Below are 17,618 nucleotides of genomic sequence, written 5' to 3' on the forward strand. Positions count from 1 at the left end.
AACGCAAAGTTTAATTCTCGCAGAGCTCATATTAAGGAGCAAAGATGAATCAAAATTGATTTTATAAAGCTCATGATTTCAAGCTTCATCAGCGACATTGTCGCCATTCTTTGCTCTTTTAAATAATACGTTTGAAATTAAAATCTTTGCGTCAACAATATTTATGAATTTAATATTTTAACAATAACATTAAACAATTTAGAAATTATGAAAAAATACATTTTAAGTTTTGCTTTAGCTTGTATGAGTTTATTATCTTTTGCTCAGGCTAATTATGAAAAAATAATGACCGAGAAAATCGCTAAAATCGAAGCGTGCAAAACGCCGGAAGATTTCCAGGTTTTGGCTAATGATTTTCAGAGAATTGCTGAGAAAGAAACCACAACATGGTTACCGAATTATTATACTGCTTTTTCTTACATCCAAAAAGGAAGAGTGTTGATGAGAGAAGGAAAAATGCAGGACATGGATGCTGTTGCTGATCAGGCTCAGAAATTTATTGACGCTGCAGAAAGTGTTGAAAAAGAAAATTCTGAAATTCATTTGCTTCAAAAAATGGTTTATTCATTGAAAATGATGGTCAATCCTCAGGAAAGATACATGACTTTTGGAATGAAAGCTCAGGAAGAGCTTAATAAAGCTGAAAAATTTAATCCAAATAATCCAAGAGTGACGCTTATAAAAGCGGAAGATATTTACTTTACACCAGAACAATATGGAGGAAGCAAAATAAAAGGAATGGAACTGTTTAAAGCTGCTTTGGAAAAATTTAATTCGTTTAAACCAAAAACAAGTCTAGAACCGAATTGGGGGAAAGAGGAAGCCGAGTATTTTATCGGATTGGAAAAAGCAAAATAGTTTTGTTTAAAAACAATTCCTTAAAAATTTAGAATTAAACACTTTCAGTATTTCAAACGCTGAAAAGGTTTTAAGATTATAAAAAAGCTTTGGAGGTTGCGAATAGTTCTTATTTATCTATTTTTTTAAGTGTGTTGGTCATGCTGTAAGCATCTCTACAAAGTTTGTTTAGATTCTTTCAGAATGACAAACATACTGTTTATCAGTTTAAATATGAACATGTAAAAAGTTTTACGACAGTTCGGAACAGAAAAATAACCATTCAGAAAGAAAATATTTTCACAGAATTTAATAAAAGCTACTTTTGAAGTATAAATTGACCAATGAAACGTAAAGATTTTATCATATTACTTTGGATTTCTCTCGCAACGGCACTTTTCTTCTTCTTTTTCTTTAATCAGGAGATGACACTAGAGAACTTTGCGATTACTTTTTTAATTTCGGCGATGTATTCATTTATTATCGGCGTAGGAAATGGTGTTATTAATGAATTTCTTAATAAAAAGTTTCCTTGGTCTGAAGAGACTAAAAAGAGAGCTGTTTTAAGTATTATATCAATTGTGATTGCCAATTTTGTGCTCGTATACTTATGTAATTACATCAATTTTGTGATTATTCAAAAAGTTGCAACTACAGAACAGTTTTTTGGTGGTGATTACAATTTCAGGAATTGGTTTATGATTAATATTGCGTTATTAATTTCTGCATTTCTTCACGCTAAAAGTTTTATGTCTGAGCTTAGTAAAACCTCTAAAAAAGAAGTTGTAGAACAGAAACTTATCGCAAAATCTGCCAATGCACAATTTGAAAGTCTAAAAAATCAGTTGGATCCGCACTTTCTTTTTAATTCTTTAAATGTTTTAAGCTCATTAATAGACGAAAATCCAAACCAGGCTCAGAAGTTTACTGCTTCAATGTCAAAGATTTACAGATATGTTTTGGAGCAGAAAGATAAAGAATTGGTGACGGTAGAAGAAGAAATAGAATTTGCAAAAACCTATTGCGAATTACTAAAAACAAGATTTGAAGACAGCGTAGATTTTGAATTTAATGTTGAAAAAGAAGACTTGCGAAAATTTGTAGTTCCGCTTTCATTGCAATTGCTGTTGGAGAACTGTATCAAACATAATTTTGCAACGTCTTCAAAACCTTTATTGATCAAAGTTTTTTCTGAAAATAAGACATTGTGTATAGAAAACAATCTTCAAGCAAGAGAATTGATTAAAGAAAGCGCAGGAATAGGTTTGGCAAATATTGTTCAGCGTTATGCTTTACTTACAAAAGAAAATGTTTTTATTGAAAAATCTGAAGATTATTTTAAAGTAAAGCTTCCGATTTTATTCGGAAAACCGAAGATTGTATCTGAAAAAATAGAAGACGGAGACAAAGCGTATAAAAAAGCCAAAAAGAGAGTAGAGGAAATCAAAGGATTTTATTCTAATCTGGTTTCTTATTGTATTGTTATTCCTTTTTTAATTTTTATCAATCTTACTACAAACAGCCGCAATCACTGGTTTTGGTTTCCGTTACTGGGTTGGGGAATTGGTGTAGCGACTCACGCATTTCAGGTTTTTGGAGTAGGAGAATCGTGGCAGGAAAAGAAAATTAGAGAAATTATGAACAAAAACAGAGACAATGGAAAAATTTGACGAAAATGATATCCGATATCAACGGGCGAAAAAGGAAGTAGAAAGATTACGAGGTTTTTATGGACATTTATTTGCCTATATTACTGTAAATCTATTGATTGTTTGGTATAATTATACCAATTTGAAACCGGGAGAAAGCTATTTTCAATTTAAAAATTTCTTTACGGCAACATTTTGGGGAATAGGGCTTATTGCGCATGCGTTTGTGGTTTATTTTCCTAAAATAAATTTTGTGAAAAGATGGGAAGAAAAGAAGATTCAGGAATTTATGGATAAAAATAAGTGAAATGAATGCATTATGTCTGCTTTTTTACATTTCTATTGCTGGGTGGTTTTTGAGCGAAATTTATTACAAGCAAAATTTTAAATCAGAAATAAATGTCCAAAACAAAGATAAGTCTACGCTCAATATTTTGTGGGTCGTTATTATTCCGTCAGTTTTTTTGGCAGTAGCGGTTTCTAAACTGACTTCTTTTCATATCAGGAACCAATATTGGCTTTTATATTTAGGCGAAATTTTAATTGTGACGGGAGTACTTTTCCGATGGATAATCATTAAATCTCTTGGGAAATTTTTCACGGTAGATGTTTCTATTAAAGAAGATCATCAGATCAAAAAAGAAGGTTTTTACAGGTTTGTAAGGCACCCTTCTTACTCGTTTGCACTTCTCACTTTTCTGGGTTTGGGATTATTTCTAAATAATTGGTTTTCTCTGTTTATTGCTTTTGTACCTACATTTTTAGCATTTTTATATCGAATTAAAGTAGAAGAACAGGCTTTGATACAACAATTTGGAAATGAATATTTAGAATATAAACGGAAAACAAAAAAGCTGATTCCTTTTGTATATTAATTAAAAAGATAGTTTTTAAAACATAAAATAAAATCCCGATTTCCGTTGAGTCGGGATTTTTGCTGTTCAGTCAATATTTTCCACAGTTCAGTAATATAAAGTTGATTTGAGGAAGCTAATCGACTTAAATTTGATTCAAGAAAACAAACAAATAGTAATTTAAAAATAAAAGATCATGGAAAATCTATCATTAAACAAAGAAAACTTATCGTACAAAAAAGCAGCAAAAAGAGTAAAAGATCTGAAAGGTTTTTATGGAAATCTTACTTCTTACTGTTTGGTTATTCCTTTTTTATTGATTGTAAATCTTTTGACATCACCTGGTCATTTATGGTTTTATTGGCCAATGTTAGGATGGGGATTGGGTCTTACTTTACATGCCGTAAGTACTTTTGGAATCGGTAAAAACTGGGAAGAGAAAAAAATAAGAGAATTGATGGACGAGGAGAAAAGAAATTTAAAATCACTTTAATTAATTATCAGTAAAATATTAATACAATGGACTATAATAGCGCACAAAAAAGAGTAAAAGACTTAAAGTCATTCTATAAAAACTGCATGTGGTTTACGATCGTTGCCGGATTTATTCTTATTAGAAATTTTATTAAAGATAATGGAACAGACCACAATTTTCAAGGATGGTTTATTCTCACGGTATGGGCAATAATTTTAGCAGTGAAAGCTTTAAATCTTTTTATATTTGATGCCGAATGGGAAAACCAGATTTTGGAAGAAGAACTTAAGAAATCTAAATAACCGATTATTTTTTAAAACTAAAAAAGATTTAATTATTTTTATTTAAAATTAAACTTAAAAGCCAATTAATGATTAAAACAGTCATCATCGAAGACGAAAAACCTGCAGCAAGAAAACTAGAAAGAATGTTGAGTCTTTTTCCTGATCTGCAATTGGTTGCCAACCTGGGATCTGTGGAAGAAGCGGTAAGCTGGTTTGCCGAGAATGAGCATCCGCAACTTATCTTTTCAGACATTGTTTTAGGAGACGGTCTTTCGTTTGATATTTTTGAAAAAATTTCAACCAAAGCTTTCATCATTTATACCACGGCTTTTGATCAGTATACGTTGAAGGCTTTTAAACTCAACAGCATCGATTATCTTTTAAAACCTATTATGGAAGAAGATCTTGCCGGAGCAATTGAAAAATTCAAATCATTTATTCCTTCCGGTGAATCGTTTAACTCGCAAGAAATTAAGCAATTAATTAAAAAAGAAAAAACGACTCTGTCGAGAATTTTGGTGAAGATCGGGTATAATTTAAAAATTGTACAGACTTCAGAAATCAGCTGTTTTTTCAGTGAAAATAAAATTGTTTATCTGCAGACCCAGGATCGGGTTTATCCTTCAGAATTTACTTTAGATGAACTAACGGATGTGCTTGATGATAAGAAGTTTTTCCGTGTCAACAGACAGTTTATTATCAATTCAGATTTTATTAAAAATATTCATACTTCACCCAATTATAAAGTGGAGCTCAATTTTCAGCCAAAAGAAGAAATTACCGTGAGCCGTGAAAGGGTAAAAGATTTTAAAGACTGGTTGGTTAATTAGTAGTTTTACAGGATGTTTGAAGTATTTATAATCCTTTTTATTATACTGTTTGCAATTGGCAGTATTTTTTATTTAATTAATACAGAAAAGCGTGAAAATCACCGTACTGCCTATCAAACAATATTTATGGTTATCCTTTTGGCTGTATGTTGGTTTACAGCGGTACATTCCTTTAATGATAAAACAAGAATAATTAGTTTTTCTGGTAGACTAGCTAATTTGGGATCGAGTTTATTATTTCCGATTTTGCTTTACATCATCCATAAATTGATTCCCCGAAAACTTAAAAACGATTATTTTCTGTACATGCTTTTGTTTCTAATTTCTGCATGCACTGTAATGTTCGTCTCATTTTTGGCTGTGATAGCGGTTGCTAAAACCGATTAAAAATAAAAAAAGGCTTGAATTTCTTCAAACCTCTATTTATAATTATTTCTGAATTTCCTTTTCCGGTTTATAACCATATTTTTCAACCATAATATAAGTTAAAACCACCAAGATAATACTTAGCGTTAATCTTGAATTTTCTGGATGTACGATTTCCTGATAAAGATTGTACCCTAAAGTTGCAGAAACTACCGCAATTAAAATTTGGTTTACGTAAGCGTACTGATTTTTTAAAGTCGTTTTCATGATAAATATTTTTAATTGTTATTTACTAAGTAAGTATCACAATCTGAAATATGTTACAGAAAACTTTTTCCTTTTTAAGGAACAGAGGTATTAGCTTTATTCAAGCTTCATCAGCGACTTTATCGCTATTCTTTGCTCCTTAAAATATAAGCTTAAAAATTAAAATCTTTGCGTTAAAAATAATCTCTTCAATATTAAATTACGAAATTACTCCGCTTCCAATCAATTCATCATCAATGTACCAGGCTGCAAATTGCCCTTCAGCAATCGCAGATTGAGGCTTCTCAAATTCTACAAAAAAACTGTTTTCAAACTGATAAATAATGGATTTCTGAAGTTCTTGTCTGTAACGGAATCTCGCCATTACTTCCATTGATTCTCCGTTTTTTAATCTTAAATCTTCACGTACCCAATGCAGCTCAGAATTATCAATTTTCAGCGCTTTTTTATGCAATCCCGGGAAGCTGTGACCTTCGCCCACAAAAATAATATTGTTTTCCATGTCTCTCGACACGATAAAGCAACTTTCTTTATGTCCGCCGATTCCTAGTCCTTTACTTTGTCCGATCGTGAAAAACTGAGCACCCTGATGCTTTCCGATTACTTTTCCGTCAGCTTTTTTATAATTAATTTTTTGACTTAAAAATTCTAATTCTTCCTCTTTAGATGAAAAGCTTGGCGTTTCCTGTGCGAAAAGCGGAGAGTCTTTGAAAATTTCTACGATTTCACCTTCTTTAGGAACCAATTGCTGTTGTAAAAACTGAGGAAGGCTTACCTTTCCAATGAAGCAAAGACCTTGAGAGTCTTTTTTATCAGCCGTTACCAAACCAATTTCTTTGGCAATTTCTCTTACTTCAGGCTTTGTCAGTTCACCGATTGGAAATAATGCTTTTGACAATTGATCCTGATTTAGCTGACAAAGAAAATAAGACTGATCTTTATTGTTGTCTTTTCCTGCCAACAAATGAAAAATTTCTTTTCCGTTTTCATCAAAAGTAGAATCTACTCTTGCGTAATGTCCTGTTGCCACTTTATCAGCACCTAAAGACATTGCGGTCTTCATAAAAACATCGAATTTTACTTCTCTGTTGCACAAAACATCAGGATTCGGAGTTCTTCCTTTCTGATATTCATCAAACATATAATCGACGATGCGTTCTTTATAAAGTTCGCTCATATCAATCACCTGAAACGGAATTCCCAGTTTCTGAGCAACCATTAAAGCATCATTACTGTCCTCAATCCACGGACATTCGTCTTCTAAAGTTACCGAAGCATCATTCCAGTTTCTCATAAAAAGAGCAACCACTTCATGCCCTTGTTGCTGCAGCAAATATGCTGTAACACTCGAATCTACACCTCCAGAGAGGCCTACTACTACTTTCATTTAATTCAATTTTACGAAACTCTTAACGGGAGTTCTTAGTTGAGCCGCAAAATTACAATAATCCTATTCACAAAAAAAATGATAATTTTATACATCGATAAAAACGATAGTATCACCAAATGATATTTGATATATTTCACAAAACAAAAAATATTTAATATGAAAAAACTATTTATTTCTTCAATGATTCTTATTTCCGGATTATCATTTTCTCAGGTTGCAATAGGAACACCAACTGCTGAAACCAATAAATGGACCTTCGGTGGCGGTTTAGGCGTCGGTTTCGGAAGCAATTCTTATTTTAACCTGCAGGTTGCACCTAGAGTAGGATATCGCCTGACAAATGATTTGGAAGCTGGTTTAATTGGAAGTGTTTCCTGGCAGACTTCAGATTTTTATAAATCGACAATGTTTGGTTTTGGTCCTTTTGTAAATTATTATTTTGCAAGATCTTTTTTTGTGAGTGGTAATTTGCAGCATTTTTTCATCAATTACGAAGATAAATTTTATGACTATAAAAACGATCAGCAAGAAACGGCTCTTTATTTAGGAGGTGGATATATGCAGCAAATCGGGAATAATTCTTTTATGCAGATCGGTTTGATGTACAATGTTCTGTATAAAGAAAACAGCAGTGTTTTTTCTGGCGGATTAATTCCTAGTGTTGGCTTTGTGGTTGGACTTTAAAAGATTTATATAAAAAAGCATCAGGTTTTTCTGATGCTTTTGATTTATTATTTGATAATTAATTTAAAACTTTTTACTAAGGTTTTATCTGATTTTTTTATTGATAGAATATAATTTCCTTTCGGAAGCTGATCTTCAAGGTTAAAATGCTCTTCTTTGCTTTTTTGAACGTTTCTAGAATAAATTAATTTTCCGGACATATCATTAATACTGATAATATGCGGTTCTTTATTTAATACAGAACCTTTTAAAATGAAATTTCCATTATTCGGATTGTTGTAGAGAACAAAATCTTGAGAAGAATTTATTTCAGAGGTAGAGAGAAATTTAGGATTGAATTTGACAATATATCCAGAACGTCCCATTGTAACTCCCGGAGGATAAATAATTCCTTGCTGATAACCATTTGTTGATGTAAAGCCGTTGTTTCGATAAGTTGCTCCATACAGATAAAATCCGTTGGATGATTTTGAAAAACTGCACCTCGCATCAATAGCTGCCGAAGGGTTATTAGCAGTACCTCCGTAGTAGGAAATAAAATCTGGATGCCCAGTATTGGTATTCAGAATACCAAAAAAGAGATCCTCGCTATTCGCGTTAGGTTTTGTGCTGACAAAAGCTCCAGGGGTTGAAATATTATAATTTCCCTGATTTAATCCAGTGAAAAGCAATTTACCATTTTTGATATCAAGACCTCTGTCTCCACTGTAAGAATCATAACCATCAGTTCCTATGTAGGTACTCCAAACCCTGTTTCCTGAAAGATTGAATTTTGTAATAAACATATCAATGCCATCGTTCGTCTGAGATTTATAAGCACCTTCTGTGGCATAATAAGTACCACCCATTATACCAAAGGTCATTCCTGTTACGTAGACCCCTGTTTCGTCTGCTTTTATATCAGAAAGACCAGCATCAAGTGTATTTCCTGGTGTACCATAATAAGTTCCCCATATTCTTTGTCCTGTCATCCCGTCAAATTTCGAAATAAACTGCCCTCCTTTTGCAGTCTGAAAAGTATTGGGCGTTGATAATGTTGCTTCTGTTGTGATTATATCATTGTTGCCAAAAATGTAAAGATTATTTTCATAAACTGTTATCCCATTTATTGAGCTAGATGGCGTGTATGTTGCCCATAATTTTTGACCTTGCGGATTTAATTTTACGATATACGTATTGGGTAAAAGTGTCCCTGAGACATCATAAACAAGCTTGAAATTCTGTTGAAAAGTACCCGGATCTCCCAAGGTTTGCCATTTAGTATAACCTACGATATAAATATTCCCGTTGCTGTCAACCTCAAAATTATGAGACTCTCCCGTATTGGGAATGTAGGTTTTCCATAAGAGATTATTGTTGATATCATATTTAGCAAAGATTACATCAGTTGACTCGTTATTGTTGGGTAACCAAACTCCGGATGGAAGTGCAGTATAAGCTGTAATAGTATGCTCAATATCATATCGGTTTCCGAGGTCATCTCTGAAATAAGTAGCTTGTCTTGAGGTGGGTAAATAAGATGTTTTATATTCTGCTTGTAAGAGATTTCCTGAAGATGAAAATTTGCCGTATAAGTTATTAGGATTGTTTCCTATATATGTTTGGCTTCCAGAGGTCACAAACTGATTGTAATATGAAACAGGAGTATTTCCTCCAGTAGGATTGAGATAAGTCGTGATAACATCTGCGGAGATATTGGATGAGCTATCTTCATAAATTCCTGTAAGATATGTGTTTGTTCCCCCAAAATAAGTAGCCCAATCTCTTTCATAGTTAAAACCTTGGGCAAATAGACTTGAGGAAAATAGGAAAAAGAATAGATTTTTTGTTTTCATATTCAATTTTAATATTTTTATGATTATTAAAGGTTTATGCAAAAATACAAACAATTGTGAATTATCCTAATCAGTTGTAAAAAACAAAAAGCATCAGGAAAATTCCCGATGCTTTCTTATTTATTTAAAAATTGATTACTAAGATTTCTCAGCCGCCGATTTTTTCGTCTTATGAGTTTTTCCTTCTAATCCGTCTTTAGCTTCATTTAGACCTAAAGTTACCGTTTCACCTTCAGTTAATTGCTTGTTTACAAGCATTTCAGCTAATAAATCTTCAATATATTTCTGAATGGCTCTTTTCAATGGTCTTGCTCCAAAGTCTTTATCCCAACCTTTTTCAGAGATGAAATCTTTGGCCTCTTCAGTTAATTCAACTTTGTAACCTAGCTTATCAAGTCTTGTGTAAAGTTTATTCAGTTCGATGTCGATAATTCTCTTAATGTCATTTTGCTCAAGAGAATTAAAGATTACAATATCATCAATTCTGTTAAGGAATTCTGGTGCAAATGCTTTTTTAAGAGCACTTTCTATTGTACTTCTTGCTCGGGAATCTGTATTTGTTTTCTTTGCATTGGTTCCGAAACCTACACCGTCACCAAAGTCTTTAATATCTCTTGTTCCGATATTTGAAGTCAAGATAATAATTGTATTTCTGAAATCAATTTTTCTACCTAAACTGTCGGTAACGTGACCTTCATCTAAGATTTGCAGAAGAATATTAAATACATCCGGGTGAGCTTTTTCAATTTCATCTAAAAGAACGACTGCATAAGGCTTTCTTCTTACAGCTTCAGTTAATTGTCCACCTTCCTCGTATCCAACGTATCCCGGAGGCGCACCAACCAATCTTGAAACGGCAAATTTCTCCATATATTCACTCATGTCAATTCGAACCAATGCTTCATCAGAATCAAAAAGTTCTCTTGCCATTACTTTTGCAAGCTCAGTTTTACCAACACCGGTTGTTCCAAGGAAAATAAATGTTCCAATTGGTCGGTTAGGATCTTTCAGACCTGTTCTGTTTCTTTGGATAGATTTTACAACCTTTCTTACCGCATCTTCCTGACCAATAACTTTTCCGTTCATATTGTCGTCCATCTGAGCCAATTTATCAAGCTCATTTTTGCCAACTTTAGTTACAGGAACACCGCTCATCATCGAAACGACTTCAGCAACACTTTCTTCAGATACGGTTTCTTTTTTCTCTTTTACATCTTTATCCCATTGATCCTGAGCAGAATTTAACTCCATTTGCAAACGCTCTTCTTCATCTTTCAACTTTCTTGCTTCCAGATAATCCTGAGCTTTTACAGCTTTTTGTTTTAATTCTTTGATGTCTTCGATTTTCTTTTCAAAATCGATAATGGCAGTAGGAACTTTCATGTTTTTAATGTAAACACGTGATCCCGCTTCATCCATTGCATCAATCGCTTTGTCCGGTAAAAATCGGTCTGTAATATATCTTGCTGTCAGATTGACACACGCCAAAATAGCTTCCTCTGTGTAAACTACATTGTGATGTTCTTCATATTTATCTTTAATCTGATTCAAGATCTGAATGGTTTCTTCAATCGAAGTTGGTTCCACCATTACTTTTTGGAATCTTCTTTCTAAAGCTCCATCTTTCTCAATATATTGACGGTACTCATCAAGAGTTGTAGCACCAATACATTGAATTTCACCTCTTGCTAAGGCCGGTTTAAACATATTGGAAGCATCTAAACTTCCTGTAGAACTTCCTGCTCCAACAATGGTGTGTAACTCGTCAATGAATAAAATGACATCACGGTTCTTTTCAAGTTCCGTCATGATGGCTTTCATTCTTTCTTCAAATTGACCACGGTATTTTGTTCCGGCAACCAAACTTGCAAGATCCAAAGTGATTACTCTTTTACCAAAAAGAACTCTTGAAACTTTTTTCTGCTGAATTCTTAAAGCCAAACCTTCAGCGATGGCAGATTTACCAACACCCGGTTCACCAATCAACAACGGATTGTTTTTCTTTCTTCTTGATAAAATTTGTGAAACTCTTTCAATTTCTTTCTCACGACCGATTACAGGATCTAATTTTCCGTCTCTTGCCAAAGAAGTAAGATCTCTACCAAAATTATCTAATGTTGGAGTTTTACTTTTTGAAGAACCTAAATTTCCTGTAGGCTTTCTCATTTGCTCAAATTCTTCTCTGTCATCATCATCATCGTAAGCCGAATTCTGAGGTGCCTCTCCGGAATTTTTAAGCATGGTTTGATATTCTCTTGAAACTCCTTCATAGTCAATGTCGTAAGCTCCTAAAATACTTGAAGTAGGATCCTCATATTTATATAAAATGCCCAAAAGCAGGTGAACGGTATTGATCTCGTTGCTTTTGTATTGTCTGCATTCTAATTCTGCACGCTTAATGGAATGATCTGCCATTTTGGTGAATGAAATATTGGTCACTTCCTCAGAAATAGGATTTAGACTTGCTGTATTTAAAGTTTCAATTTTTCTTCTGATCTGTGTTAAATCGGCGTTAAGCCCTTGAAGGATTTCTTTTGCAGAGTTTTCTGTTTTTATAATACCTAAAAGTAGATGTTCTGTATTGAGAAATTCACTTTTCAGACGCTTAGCTTCATTTTTGCTTTGCTTGAACACTTGGCTCAAACCTTGTGAAAACTTATAATCCATAATATATCTCGTTAGAATAAAAGCAGAATTGCTTTATATTCAATATCTAAATTACAAATATTTTACCAAAAACCAATTAATGACTTTATGGCAGAAAAATATTTTTTATCTTATTGAAAATGACTAAGTTTGTTGTCCTTAAATATTCCCCATGAGTCCTGAGATCGTCAATTACATAGGCTATGCTGCTTCAGTTTTTATCGTTTTGAGTTTTATTCTTAAAGATTTAACCAAAATCAGGATTGTCAATTGTATTGGTTGTCTCTGTTTTGTCATCTACGGAATTTTCAGTGGAATGCTTTGGCCGGTTATTATTCCCAACGGAATTATTTGCTTTGTACAGGTATATCATTTACTCATTGCAAAGAAGAAATAATGGCTCGAAAAAAAATATTAATTTCTGCATTCAGTAATCTTTATACCGACCAAAGAATTGAAAAAGTTTGTAAAACGCTGCATGAAAACGGTTATGAAATAGAGTTAATAGGAAATGATTGGGGTGGGAAAGAAGCAATGACCCGTCCATATCCTTTTTCGAGAATAAATATTATTTCTAAAACTTTAAAGACCGCTTATTTTGAGTTTAATTGGATGCTTTATTGGCAGCTTTATGAAAAAGCAAATGAGCATACGATTCTTTTGGCCAATGATTTAGATGCTTTGCTACCCAATTATCTTTTAGCTAAAAAATTAAATATTCCATTAGTATTTGACAGTCACGAAATTTTCTCTGAAATGCCCGCTGTTCAAGGGAAAATGTCTCAAAAGTTGTGGCGTTATCTTCAGAATAAAATAGTTCCGAATTTAAAATTCATGATTACAGCAAGTGGAAGTTATGCAAAATGGTTTCAGAATAAATATGGAATCAATCCAACAGTCGTTCAGAATGCACCAAGAAAAATTGATTTTTCAATAGAAATTCCCGAAAATAATCCTAAAATACTTTTATATCAAGGTGCAATTAATCCTTTTCGTGGAATTGATAAAGCTATTTTGGCTATGCATCATCTTGAAAATGTTATTTTTAAGATTGCCGGAGACGGGCCGAAGAAAAAAGAATACGAAGATTTAGTTGTAAAAGAAAATCTTCAGGATAAAGTTCAGTTTTTAGGAAAGCTGCTTCCGGAAGATTTAAGAAAAATCACATTAACTGCTGATGTTGGAATGAGCATCGAAGAAAATGGAGGCGAAAGTTATGAATTTTCACTTCCTAACAAAGTTTTAGACTGTATTCAGGCAAAGGTTCCTTTAATTTTATCTCCGCTTCCGGAAATGTTAAATATTAAAAATCAGTTTGATGTTGGTGAAATCATCAAAGATCATCAGCCGGAGAATATTGCAACCGCCATAAATTTAATTTTAAATAAAGGAAGAAAAAACTATCAATCTGAATTAGAAAAAGCTTCTGAAGTTCTTTGCTGGGAAAATGAAGAAGTAAAATTGCTGGAAGTTTTTGAAAGGGCTTCTCGAGAAAATCATTATTAAGGTTTGTTAAACGATTATGAATATTACATTCAACAATCTTAATGGTTCAATTAAATTCCTAGAAAACTAAAAACTCTAAAAATTAGTATCTTTGCAGAAAGAAAGTATAGAAATGACCATTAAAGAAAATCAGCAGGAAATAATCGACGAATTTGCGTTTCTTGAAGACTGGGAGCAGAAATATGAATACATCATAGATTTGGGTAAAGAACTGAAAGGTCTTCCGGATGACAAGAAAACCGATGATAATCTAATCAAAGGTTGCCAAAGTAAGGTATGGATTGATGCTGAATTTAAAGATGGAAAACTATTTTTCAATGCAGATTCTGACGGAATTCTCCCAAAAGGAATCGTCTCTTTGCTCGTAAGCATTTACAGTGGTCATTCTACCCAGGAAATTCTTGATTCTGACTTTGAATTTATTTCTGAAATCGGATTGCAAGAGTTTTTATCTCCTTCCAGAGCCAACGGATTGATGGCGATGACCAAGCAAATCAAATTTTATGCAGTCGCATACCAACTGAAATCTTAGTTGTGACCAGAATTTTAGCATACCGTTTTTCCGCTTTTGGTGATGTCGCTATGACAGTGCCGGTTTTTCGCGAGTTTTTAGAGCAAAATCCAGACGTTGAAATCGTAATGGTTTCACGGAATAATTTTGAGAGCTTATTTGCTGATATTCCGAATGTTATATTCCATGGGATTGACCTGGATGATTATAAAGGTTTTTTTGGCATAAGACGATTAGGAAAAGAATTATTAAAGCAATATAATCCAGATTATATTGCTGATTTACATGATGTTATTCGTTCTAAGATATTAGATAAATTTTATGTAAGAAAAGGGTTGAAGGTTTTTAAAATCAATAAAGGTAAAGAGGAGAAAGAAAACCTGACTGATGTTTGGAATTTAGATAAAATTCAGCTTAAAAAGACAGTAGAGCGTTATGCTGATGTTTTTCGTGAAATGGGTTTTAAAGTTGAGCTTTCACATCAATTAAGACCAAAATCTAATCATAAATCGGGAATTGGTTTTGCACCTTTTGCTCAGCATAAAGGAAAAATGCTTCCTTTAGAAAAATCTTTTGAGCTTATAAAAATTTTAGCAGAAAAACATACAATTTACTTTTTTGGAGGTGGAAAGAAGGAAATAGAAACCCTCGAAAGTTGGGAAGAGCAAATTCCCAATACCAAAAGTCTGGCAGGAAAACTCAATCTTTCAGAAGAACTGAATAGAATTTCTCAGCTTGAAGTAATGATTTCGATGGATTCGGCTAATATGCATTTAGCGAGTGTTGTAGGGACGCGTTGCATTTCAATTTGGGGCTCCACCCATCCGTATGCCGGATTTTTAGGTTTCGGACAAAGCGAGGATGATGTTGTTCAGATTAATGACCTTACGTGTAGACCTTGTTCGGTTTTTGGTGATAAAGAATGTTATCGTGGCGATTGGGCGTGCCTGGAGGAAATTAATGTACAACAGATTATAGAAAAAATTTAGCAGAATGAAGATTTCTGTGTGTATTCCGGTTTATAATTTTGATATAAAAAATCTGGTAATTGCTCTTAGAACAGAAATTCAAACTAATCAAATTGATGCCGAAATTATTCTTATTGATGATGCTTCAGACAATCGTTTCAATGAAATCTATAAAGAAGCTTCAGTTTACACAAATCAGTTTCTTTTCCTCGATAAAAATATTGGACGATCTAAGATTAGAAATTTATTTTTAAAGCATACAAAAGGAGATTATCTGCTTTTTTTGGACTGTGATGCTAAAATTGATAACACTGATTTTCTTAAAAATTATTTACAAGAAATAGAACAGAATAGGGGAGTAGAGGTTATTTATGGTAATTTCAAAATTGATTCTGCTTATTTAAAAACGTTACGGAATAGATATTCTGTAGAAAGAGAAATTTTTTCAGGTGACCGAACCTCAGATTTTTCTGTTTTTAAAACTGTTAATTTTATTATTCAGAGAAAGACTTTCATAAAATTTCCATTTGATGAAACTTTAGCCAATTATGGTTATGAAGACTATGTTTTTGCAAAAAAAATGGAACTGAATCAGGTGAAATTTTCCGCAATAAATAATCCTGTAATCCATATTGATGACACTCCTAATGAAGTTTTCTTAGCTAAGACAGAAACTGCGATGAATTCTTTGTTTCAGCTTTCGAAATTCGTGGAAAATGAAAATTATATTAAGGATATTAAAGCTTTGAGGATGGCAAGAAAAATAAAGAATCTTGGTTTTTCCAAACTTTTTATTTTTTTATATGAAGGATTAGTTAAAAAAATAATTCTAAAAAATTTACTGTCAGAAAATCCGAATGTAAAATATTTGGATGTTTACAAACTAAACTTGCTGCTAAAAAAAATAAGATAGCATTAAAATAAAAAACTCTCAGAATAATCTGAGAGTTTTTGTGGGCCCTGAGGGATTCGAACCCCCGACCCTCTGGGTGTAAACCAGATGCTCTGAACCAACTGAGCTAAGAGCCCTAAATTTTTTAAAAGTTTTAGGAACTTTTGTGGGCGATGAGGGATTCGAACCCCCGACCCTCTGGGTGTAAACCAGATGCTCTGAACCAACTGAGCTAATCGCCCCTTGCAACGTTACCGTTGTTTAGAGTGGTGCAAATATACGACTTATTCGCAAATCTCCAAATTTTTTTCTAAAAAATCTCCAACTACAAAGTTACTTCCGCCAATAAAAATCATTTCTTCATTTGTACATTCTTGTTTTGCAGAAAGATACGCTTCTTGTACCGAATCGAAAATTTTATAAAAAATTTTTGCGTCAATCAACAAATCTTCATAATCTTGAGGGTGCCTTCCTCTGTTAATGGATGGTTTTGCAAAATAAAACTTAGAGTTTTGGGGAAGTAATTCCATTACATCATCAATTTTCTTATCATTCACAAATCCCAAAATAACGTGTTTGTGTTTTTCAATAGAATTTAACTGTTCAAAAACCGATTCCAAACCGGCTTGATTATGCGCGGTATCACAAATCGTCAAAGGATGTTGAGAAAATTCAAACCAACGACCAATAAATCCTGTGTTATGATGAACTTTCAAAAGTCCGGTTTCAATATTTTTATTTGAGATAGGGTAGTTTAGTTTTCTTAATTCTTCAACTAAGCTTAAAACAACTTTTATATTTTTATTTTGATAATTTCCCTTCAAATCTGATTTTAGCTCAGTTTTTAAAATAGTAGCGTCAATAAATGGAGCGTTTTCTTTAGTAGCTTTATCTTTAATAATATTTTTTACCGTTTCATTATCATCTCCGAAAATGATAGGGGTATTACTTTTTATAATTCCTGCTTTTTCGAAGGTGATTTCTTCGATGGTATCTCCTAAAATATTTTGATGATCTAGCTGTACATTCGTAATTGCTGCAACCAAAGGTTTGATAATGTTAGTTGAATCTAATCTTCCACCCAATCCGACTTCAATAATGGCAATGTCTACCTTTTGCTGAGCAAAATATTCAAACGCCATAATTGTCGTAAACTCAAAAAAAGAGGGGAGGATATCTTCAGGGAGCTTTTTTAGTTCTAAAATGAAATTATAGACAAACTCTTTATCACAATTTTTACCATTAACTTTAATTCGTTCTGTAAAATCAATAAGGTGCGGAGAATTATATAAACCAGTTTTGTAGCCAGATTCTTGAAGAACTGAAGAAAGCATGTTGCTGGTAGATCCTTTTCCATTGGTTCCTCCAATGTGAATGCATTTTATTTTATCTTGTGGATTGTTAAAAAAAGCGCAAAGTCTTGTGATGTTTCCAAGTCCCGGTTTGTATGCTTTTTGCCCATCTAACTGATAGTTTGGCGCCTGAACGAAAAGCCATTCTACAGCTTCCTGATATTGTGCGTTTGTCATGATGCAAAATTCTCAAAACTTTCATTAAAATGAAACAATAATTTTCTAAATCTGTAACTTTTTTGCAATCTTTACGTCTAATTTGAATAAAGCCA

At 32.9% G+C, this 17,618-nt stretch carries 18 protein-coding genes and 2 tRNA genes; 13 read left to right on the top strand and 7 right to left on the bottom strand.

The genetic code is table 11. From position 1 onward, the window contains the following. Nucleotides 1-207: 207 nt before the first annotated feature. From B5X64_RS00815 to B5X64_RS00845, 7 genes are all read left to right on the top strand, one after another. Nucleotides 208-858, top strand: coding sequence for a hypothetical protein (locus tag B5X64_RS00815; RefSeq protein ID WP_079463450.1), 651 nt, complete (start codon nt 208-210; stop codon nt 856-858). A gap of 323 nt (nt 859-1,181) precedes the next feature. After that, nucleotides 1,182-2,507: a 2TM domain-containing protein gene (locus tag B5X64_RS00820; RefSeq protein ID WP_079463451.1), complete on the top strand. Its 1,326-nt coding sequence runs from the start codon at nt 1,182-1,184 to the stop codon at nt 2,505-2,507. Further along, on the top strand, nt 2,494-2,793 hold the full coding sequence (locus B5X64_RS00825) for a 2TM domain-containing protein (protein WP_076561357.1): 300 nt from the start codon (nt 2,494-2,496) through the stop codon (nt 2,791-2,793). Before B5X64_RS00820 ends, B5X64_RS00825 begins: the two co-directional genes overlap by 14 nt. 1 nt (nt 2,794) lies before the next feature. Further along, entirely contained in the window at nt 2,795-3,361 is a 567-nt protein-coding gene (locus tag B5X64_RS00830) for a methyltransferase family protein (protein ID WP_079463452.1), read from the top strand. Between the two features lie 175 nt (nt 3,362-3,536). Then, nucleotides 3,537-3,833 (top strand): 2TM domain-containing protein, encoded by a 297-nt coding sequence (locus B5X64_RS00835; protein ID WP_079463453.1) that lies wholly within the window; start codon nt 3,537-3,539, stop codon nt 3,831-3,833. Between the two features lie 26 nt (nt 3,834-3,859). Then, nucleotides 3,860-4,117, top strand: coding sequence for a 2TM domain-containing protein (locus B5X64_RS00840; RefSeq protein ID WP_079463454.1), 258 nt, complete (start codon nt 3,860-3,862; stop codon nt 4,115-4,117). Between the two features lie 68 nt (nt 4,118-4,185). Further along, nucleotides 4,186-4,929, top strand: a complete 744-nt coding sequence (locus B5X64_RS00845) for a LytR/AlgR family response regulator transcription factor (protein ID WP_079463455.1) — start codon at nt 4,186-4,188, stop codon at nt 4,927-4,929. Nucleotides 4,930-5,358: 429 nt separating this feature from the next. On the opposite strand, the gene B5X64_RS00855 is transcribed toward B5X64_RS00845, so the two are convergent. After that, nucleotides 5,359-5,562, bottom strand: coding sequence for a hypothetical protein (locus B5X64_RS00855; RefSeq protein WP_079463457.1), 204 nt, complete (start codon nt 5,560-5,562; stop codon nt 5,359-5,361). A gap of 199 nt (nt 5,563-5,761) precedes the next feature. Further along, nucleotides 5,762-6,949: a tRNA 2-thiouridine(34) synthase MnmA gene (mnmA, locus tag B5X64_RS00860; protein ID WP_079463458.1), complete on the bottom strand. Its 1,188-nt coding sequence runs from the start codon at nt 6,947-6,949 to the stop codon at nt 5,762-5,764. A 159-nt stretch (nt 6,950-7,108) separates the two neighbouring features. Between mnmA and B5X64_RS00865 the strand changes: the two genes are divergently transcribed. Further along, entirely contained in the window at nt 7,109-7,636 is a 528-nt protein-coding gene (locus B5X64_RS00865) for a hypothetical protein (RefSeq protein ID WP_079463459.1), read from the top strand. A 47-nt stretch (nt 7,637-7,683) separates the two neighbouring features. Here the strand turns inward: B5X64_RS00865 and B5X64_RS00870 are convergent, their stop codons facing one another. Both B5X64_RS00870 and B5X64_RS00875 read right to left on the bottom strand, forming a co-directional pair. Continuing rightward, a complete protein-coding gene (locus B5X64_RS00870; protein WP_123921021.1) occupies nt 7,684-9,471 on the bottom strand; it encodes a T9SS type A sorting domain-containing protein in 1,788 nt (595 codons plus the stop codon). Between the two features lie 138 nt (nt 9,472-9,609). Beyond that, a complete protein-coding gene (locus tag B5X64_RS00875; RefSeq protein ID WP_079463461.1) occupies nt 9,610-12,138 on the bottom strand; it encodes an ATP-dependent Clp protease ATP-binding subunit in 2,529 nt (842 codons plus the stop codon). A 151-nt stretch (nt 12,139-12,289) separates the two neighbouring features. Between B5X64_RS00875 and B5X64_RS00880 the strand changes: the two genes are divergently transcribed. The 5 genes from B5X64_RS00880 to B5X64_RS00900 all read left to right on the top strand — a co-directional run bounded on the left by B5X64_RS00880 (nt 12,290) and on the right by B5X64_RS00900 (nt 16,015). Next, complete coding sequence (locus tag B5X64_RS00880) at nt 12,290-12,514, top strand: uroporphyrinogen decarboxylase (RefSeq protein WP_074230588.1); 225 nt, start codon at nt 12,290-12,292, stop codon at nt 12,512-12,514. Next, the gene (locus B5X64_RS00885) at nt 12,514-13,623 is read left to right on the top strand and encodes a glycosyltransferase (RefSeq protein WP_079463462.1); all 1,110 of its coding nucleotides are present in this window, start codon (nt 12,514-12,516) and stop codon (nt 13,621-13,623) included. Before B5X64_RS00880 ends, B5X64_RS00885 begins: the two co-directional genes overlap by 1 nt. 112 nt (nt 13,624-13,735) lie before the next feature. Continuing rightward, a complete protein-coding gene (locus B5X64_RS00890) occupies nt 13,736-14,155 on the top strand; it encodes a SufE family protein (RefSeq protein WP_047443313.1) in 420 nt (139 codons plus the stop codon). 2 nt (nt 14,156-14,157) lie between these two features. Then, nucleotides 14,158-15,123 carry a glycosyltransferase family 9 protein gene (locus tag B5X64_RS00895; RefSeq protein ID WP_228418675.1) on the top strand — a complete coding sequence of 322 codons (966 nt, stop codon included), beginning with the start codon at nt 14,158-14,160 and terminating at the stop codon, nt 15,121-15,123. 4 nt (nt 15,124-15,127) lie between these two features. Continuing rightward, nucleotides 15,128-16,015: a glycosyltransferase family 2 protein gene (locus B5X64_RS00900; protein WP_079463463.1), complete on the top strand. Its 888-nt coding sequence runs from the start codon at nt 15,128-15,130 to the stop codon at nt 16,013-16,015. Between the two features lie 41 nt (nt 16,016-16,056). On the opposite strand, the gene B5X64_RS00905 is transcribed toward B5X64_RS00900, so the two are convergent. The 3 genes from B5X64_RS00905 to B5X64_RS00915 form a co-directional block, all read right to left on the bottom strand. Further along, a tRNA-Val gene (locus B5X64_RS00905) sits at nt 16,057-16,131 on the bottom strand. Nucleotides 16,132-16,161: 30 nt separating this feature from the next. Continuing rightward, nucleotides 16,162-16,236 (bottom strand) — tRNA-Val (locus tag B5X64_RS00910). Between the two features lie 42 nt (nt 16,237-16,278). Next, nucleotides 16,279-17,523 (bottom strand): bifunctional folylpolyglutamate synthase/dihydrofolate synthase, encoded by a 1,245-nt coding sequence (locus B5X64_RS00915; RefSeq protein ID WP_079463464.1) that lies wholly within the window; start codon nt 17,521-17,523, stop codon nt 16,279-16,281. Nucleotides 17,524-17,618 lie beyond the last annotated feature (95 nt).

It is taken from the genome of Chryseobacterium balustinum (assembly GCF_900168205.1).
Classification (GTDB): domain Bacteria; phylum Bacteroidota; class Bacteroidia; order Flavobacteriales; family Weeksellaceae; genus Chryseobacterium; species Chryseobacterium balustinum.

Excerpts from the sequence above, each read along its gene's own strand:
- B5X64_RS00815 (WP_079463450.1), top strand. The coding sequence starts at position 208 with ATGAAAAAATACATTTTAAGTTTTGCTTTAGCTTGTATGAGTTTATTA.
- B5X64_RS00820 (WP_079463451.1), top strand. The coding sequence starts at position 1,182 with ATGAAACGTAAAGATTTTATCATATTACTTTGGATTTCTCTCGCAACG.
- B5X64_RS00825 (WP_076561357.1), top strand. The coding sequence starts at position 2,494 with ATGGAAAAATTTGACGAAAATGATATCCGATATCAACGGGCGAAAAAG.
- B5X64_RS00830 (WP_079463452.1), top strand. The coding sequence starts at position 2,795 with ATGAATGCATTATGTCTGCTTTTTTACATTTCTATTGCTGGGTGGTTT.
- B5X64_RS00835 (WP_079463453.1), top strand. The coding sequence starts at position 3,537 with ATGGAAAATCTATCATTAAACAAAGAAAACTTATCGTACAAAAAAGCA.
- B5X64_RS00840 (WP_079463454.1), top strand. The coding sequence starts at position 3,860 with ATGGACTATAATAGCGCACAAAAAAGAGTAAAAGACTTAAAGTCATTC.
- B5X64_RS00845 (WP_079463455.1), top strand. The coding sequence starts at position 4,186 with ATGATTAAAACAGTCATCATCGAAGACGAAAAACCTGCAGCAAGAAAA.
- B5X64_RS00855 (WP_079463457.1), bottom strand. The coding sequence starts at position 5,562 with ATGAAAACGACTTTAAAAAATCAGTACGCTTACGTAAACCAAATTTTA.
- mnmA (WP_079463458.1), bottom strand. The coding sequence starts at position 6,949 with ATGAAAGTAGTAGTAGGCCTCTCTGGAGGTGTAGATTCGAGTGTTACA.
- B5X64_RS00865 (WP_079463459.1), top strand. The coding sequence starts at position 7,109 with ATGAAAAAACTATTTATTTCTTCAATGATTCTTATTTCCGGATTATCA.
- B5X64_RS00870 (WP_123921021.1), bottom strand. The coding sequence starts at position 9,471 with ATGAAAACAAAAAATCTATTCTTTTTCCTATTTTCCTCAAGTCTATTT.
- B5X64_RS00875 (WP_079463461.1), bottom strand. The coding sequence starts at position 12,138 with ATGGATTATAAGTTTTCACAAGGTTTGAGCCAAGTGTTCAAGCAAAGC.
- B5X64_RS00880 (WP_074230588.1), top strand. The coding sequence starts at position 12,290 with ATGAGTCCTGAGATCGTCAATTACATAGGCTATGCTGCTTCAGTTTTT.
- B5X64_RS00885 (WP_079463462.1), top strand. The coding sequence starts at position 12,514 with ATGGCTCGAAAAAAAATATTAATTTCTGCATTCAGTAATCTTTATACC.
- B5X64_RS00890 (WP_047443313.1), top strand. The coding sequence starts at position 13,736 with ATGACCATTAAAGAAAATCAGCAGGAAATAATCGACGAATTTGCGTTT.
- B5X64_RS00900 (WP_079463463.1), top strand. The coding sequence starts at position 15,128 with ATGAAGATTTCTGTGTGTATTCCGGTTTATAATTTTGATATAAAAAAT.
- B5X64_RS00915 (WP_079463464.1), bottom strand. The coding sequence starts at position 17,523 with ATGACAAACGCACAATATCAGGAAGCTGTAGAATGGCTTTTCGTTCAG.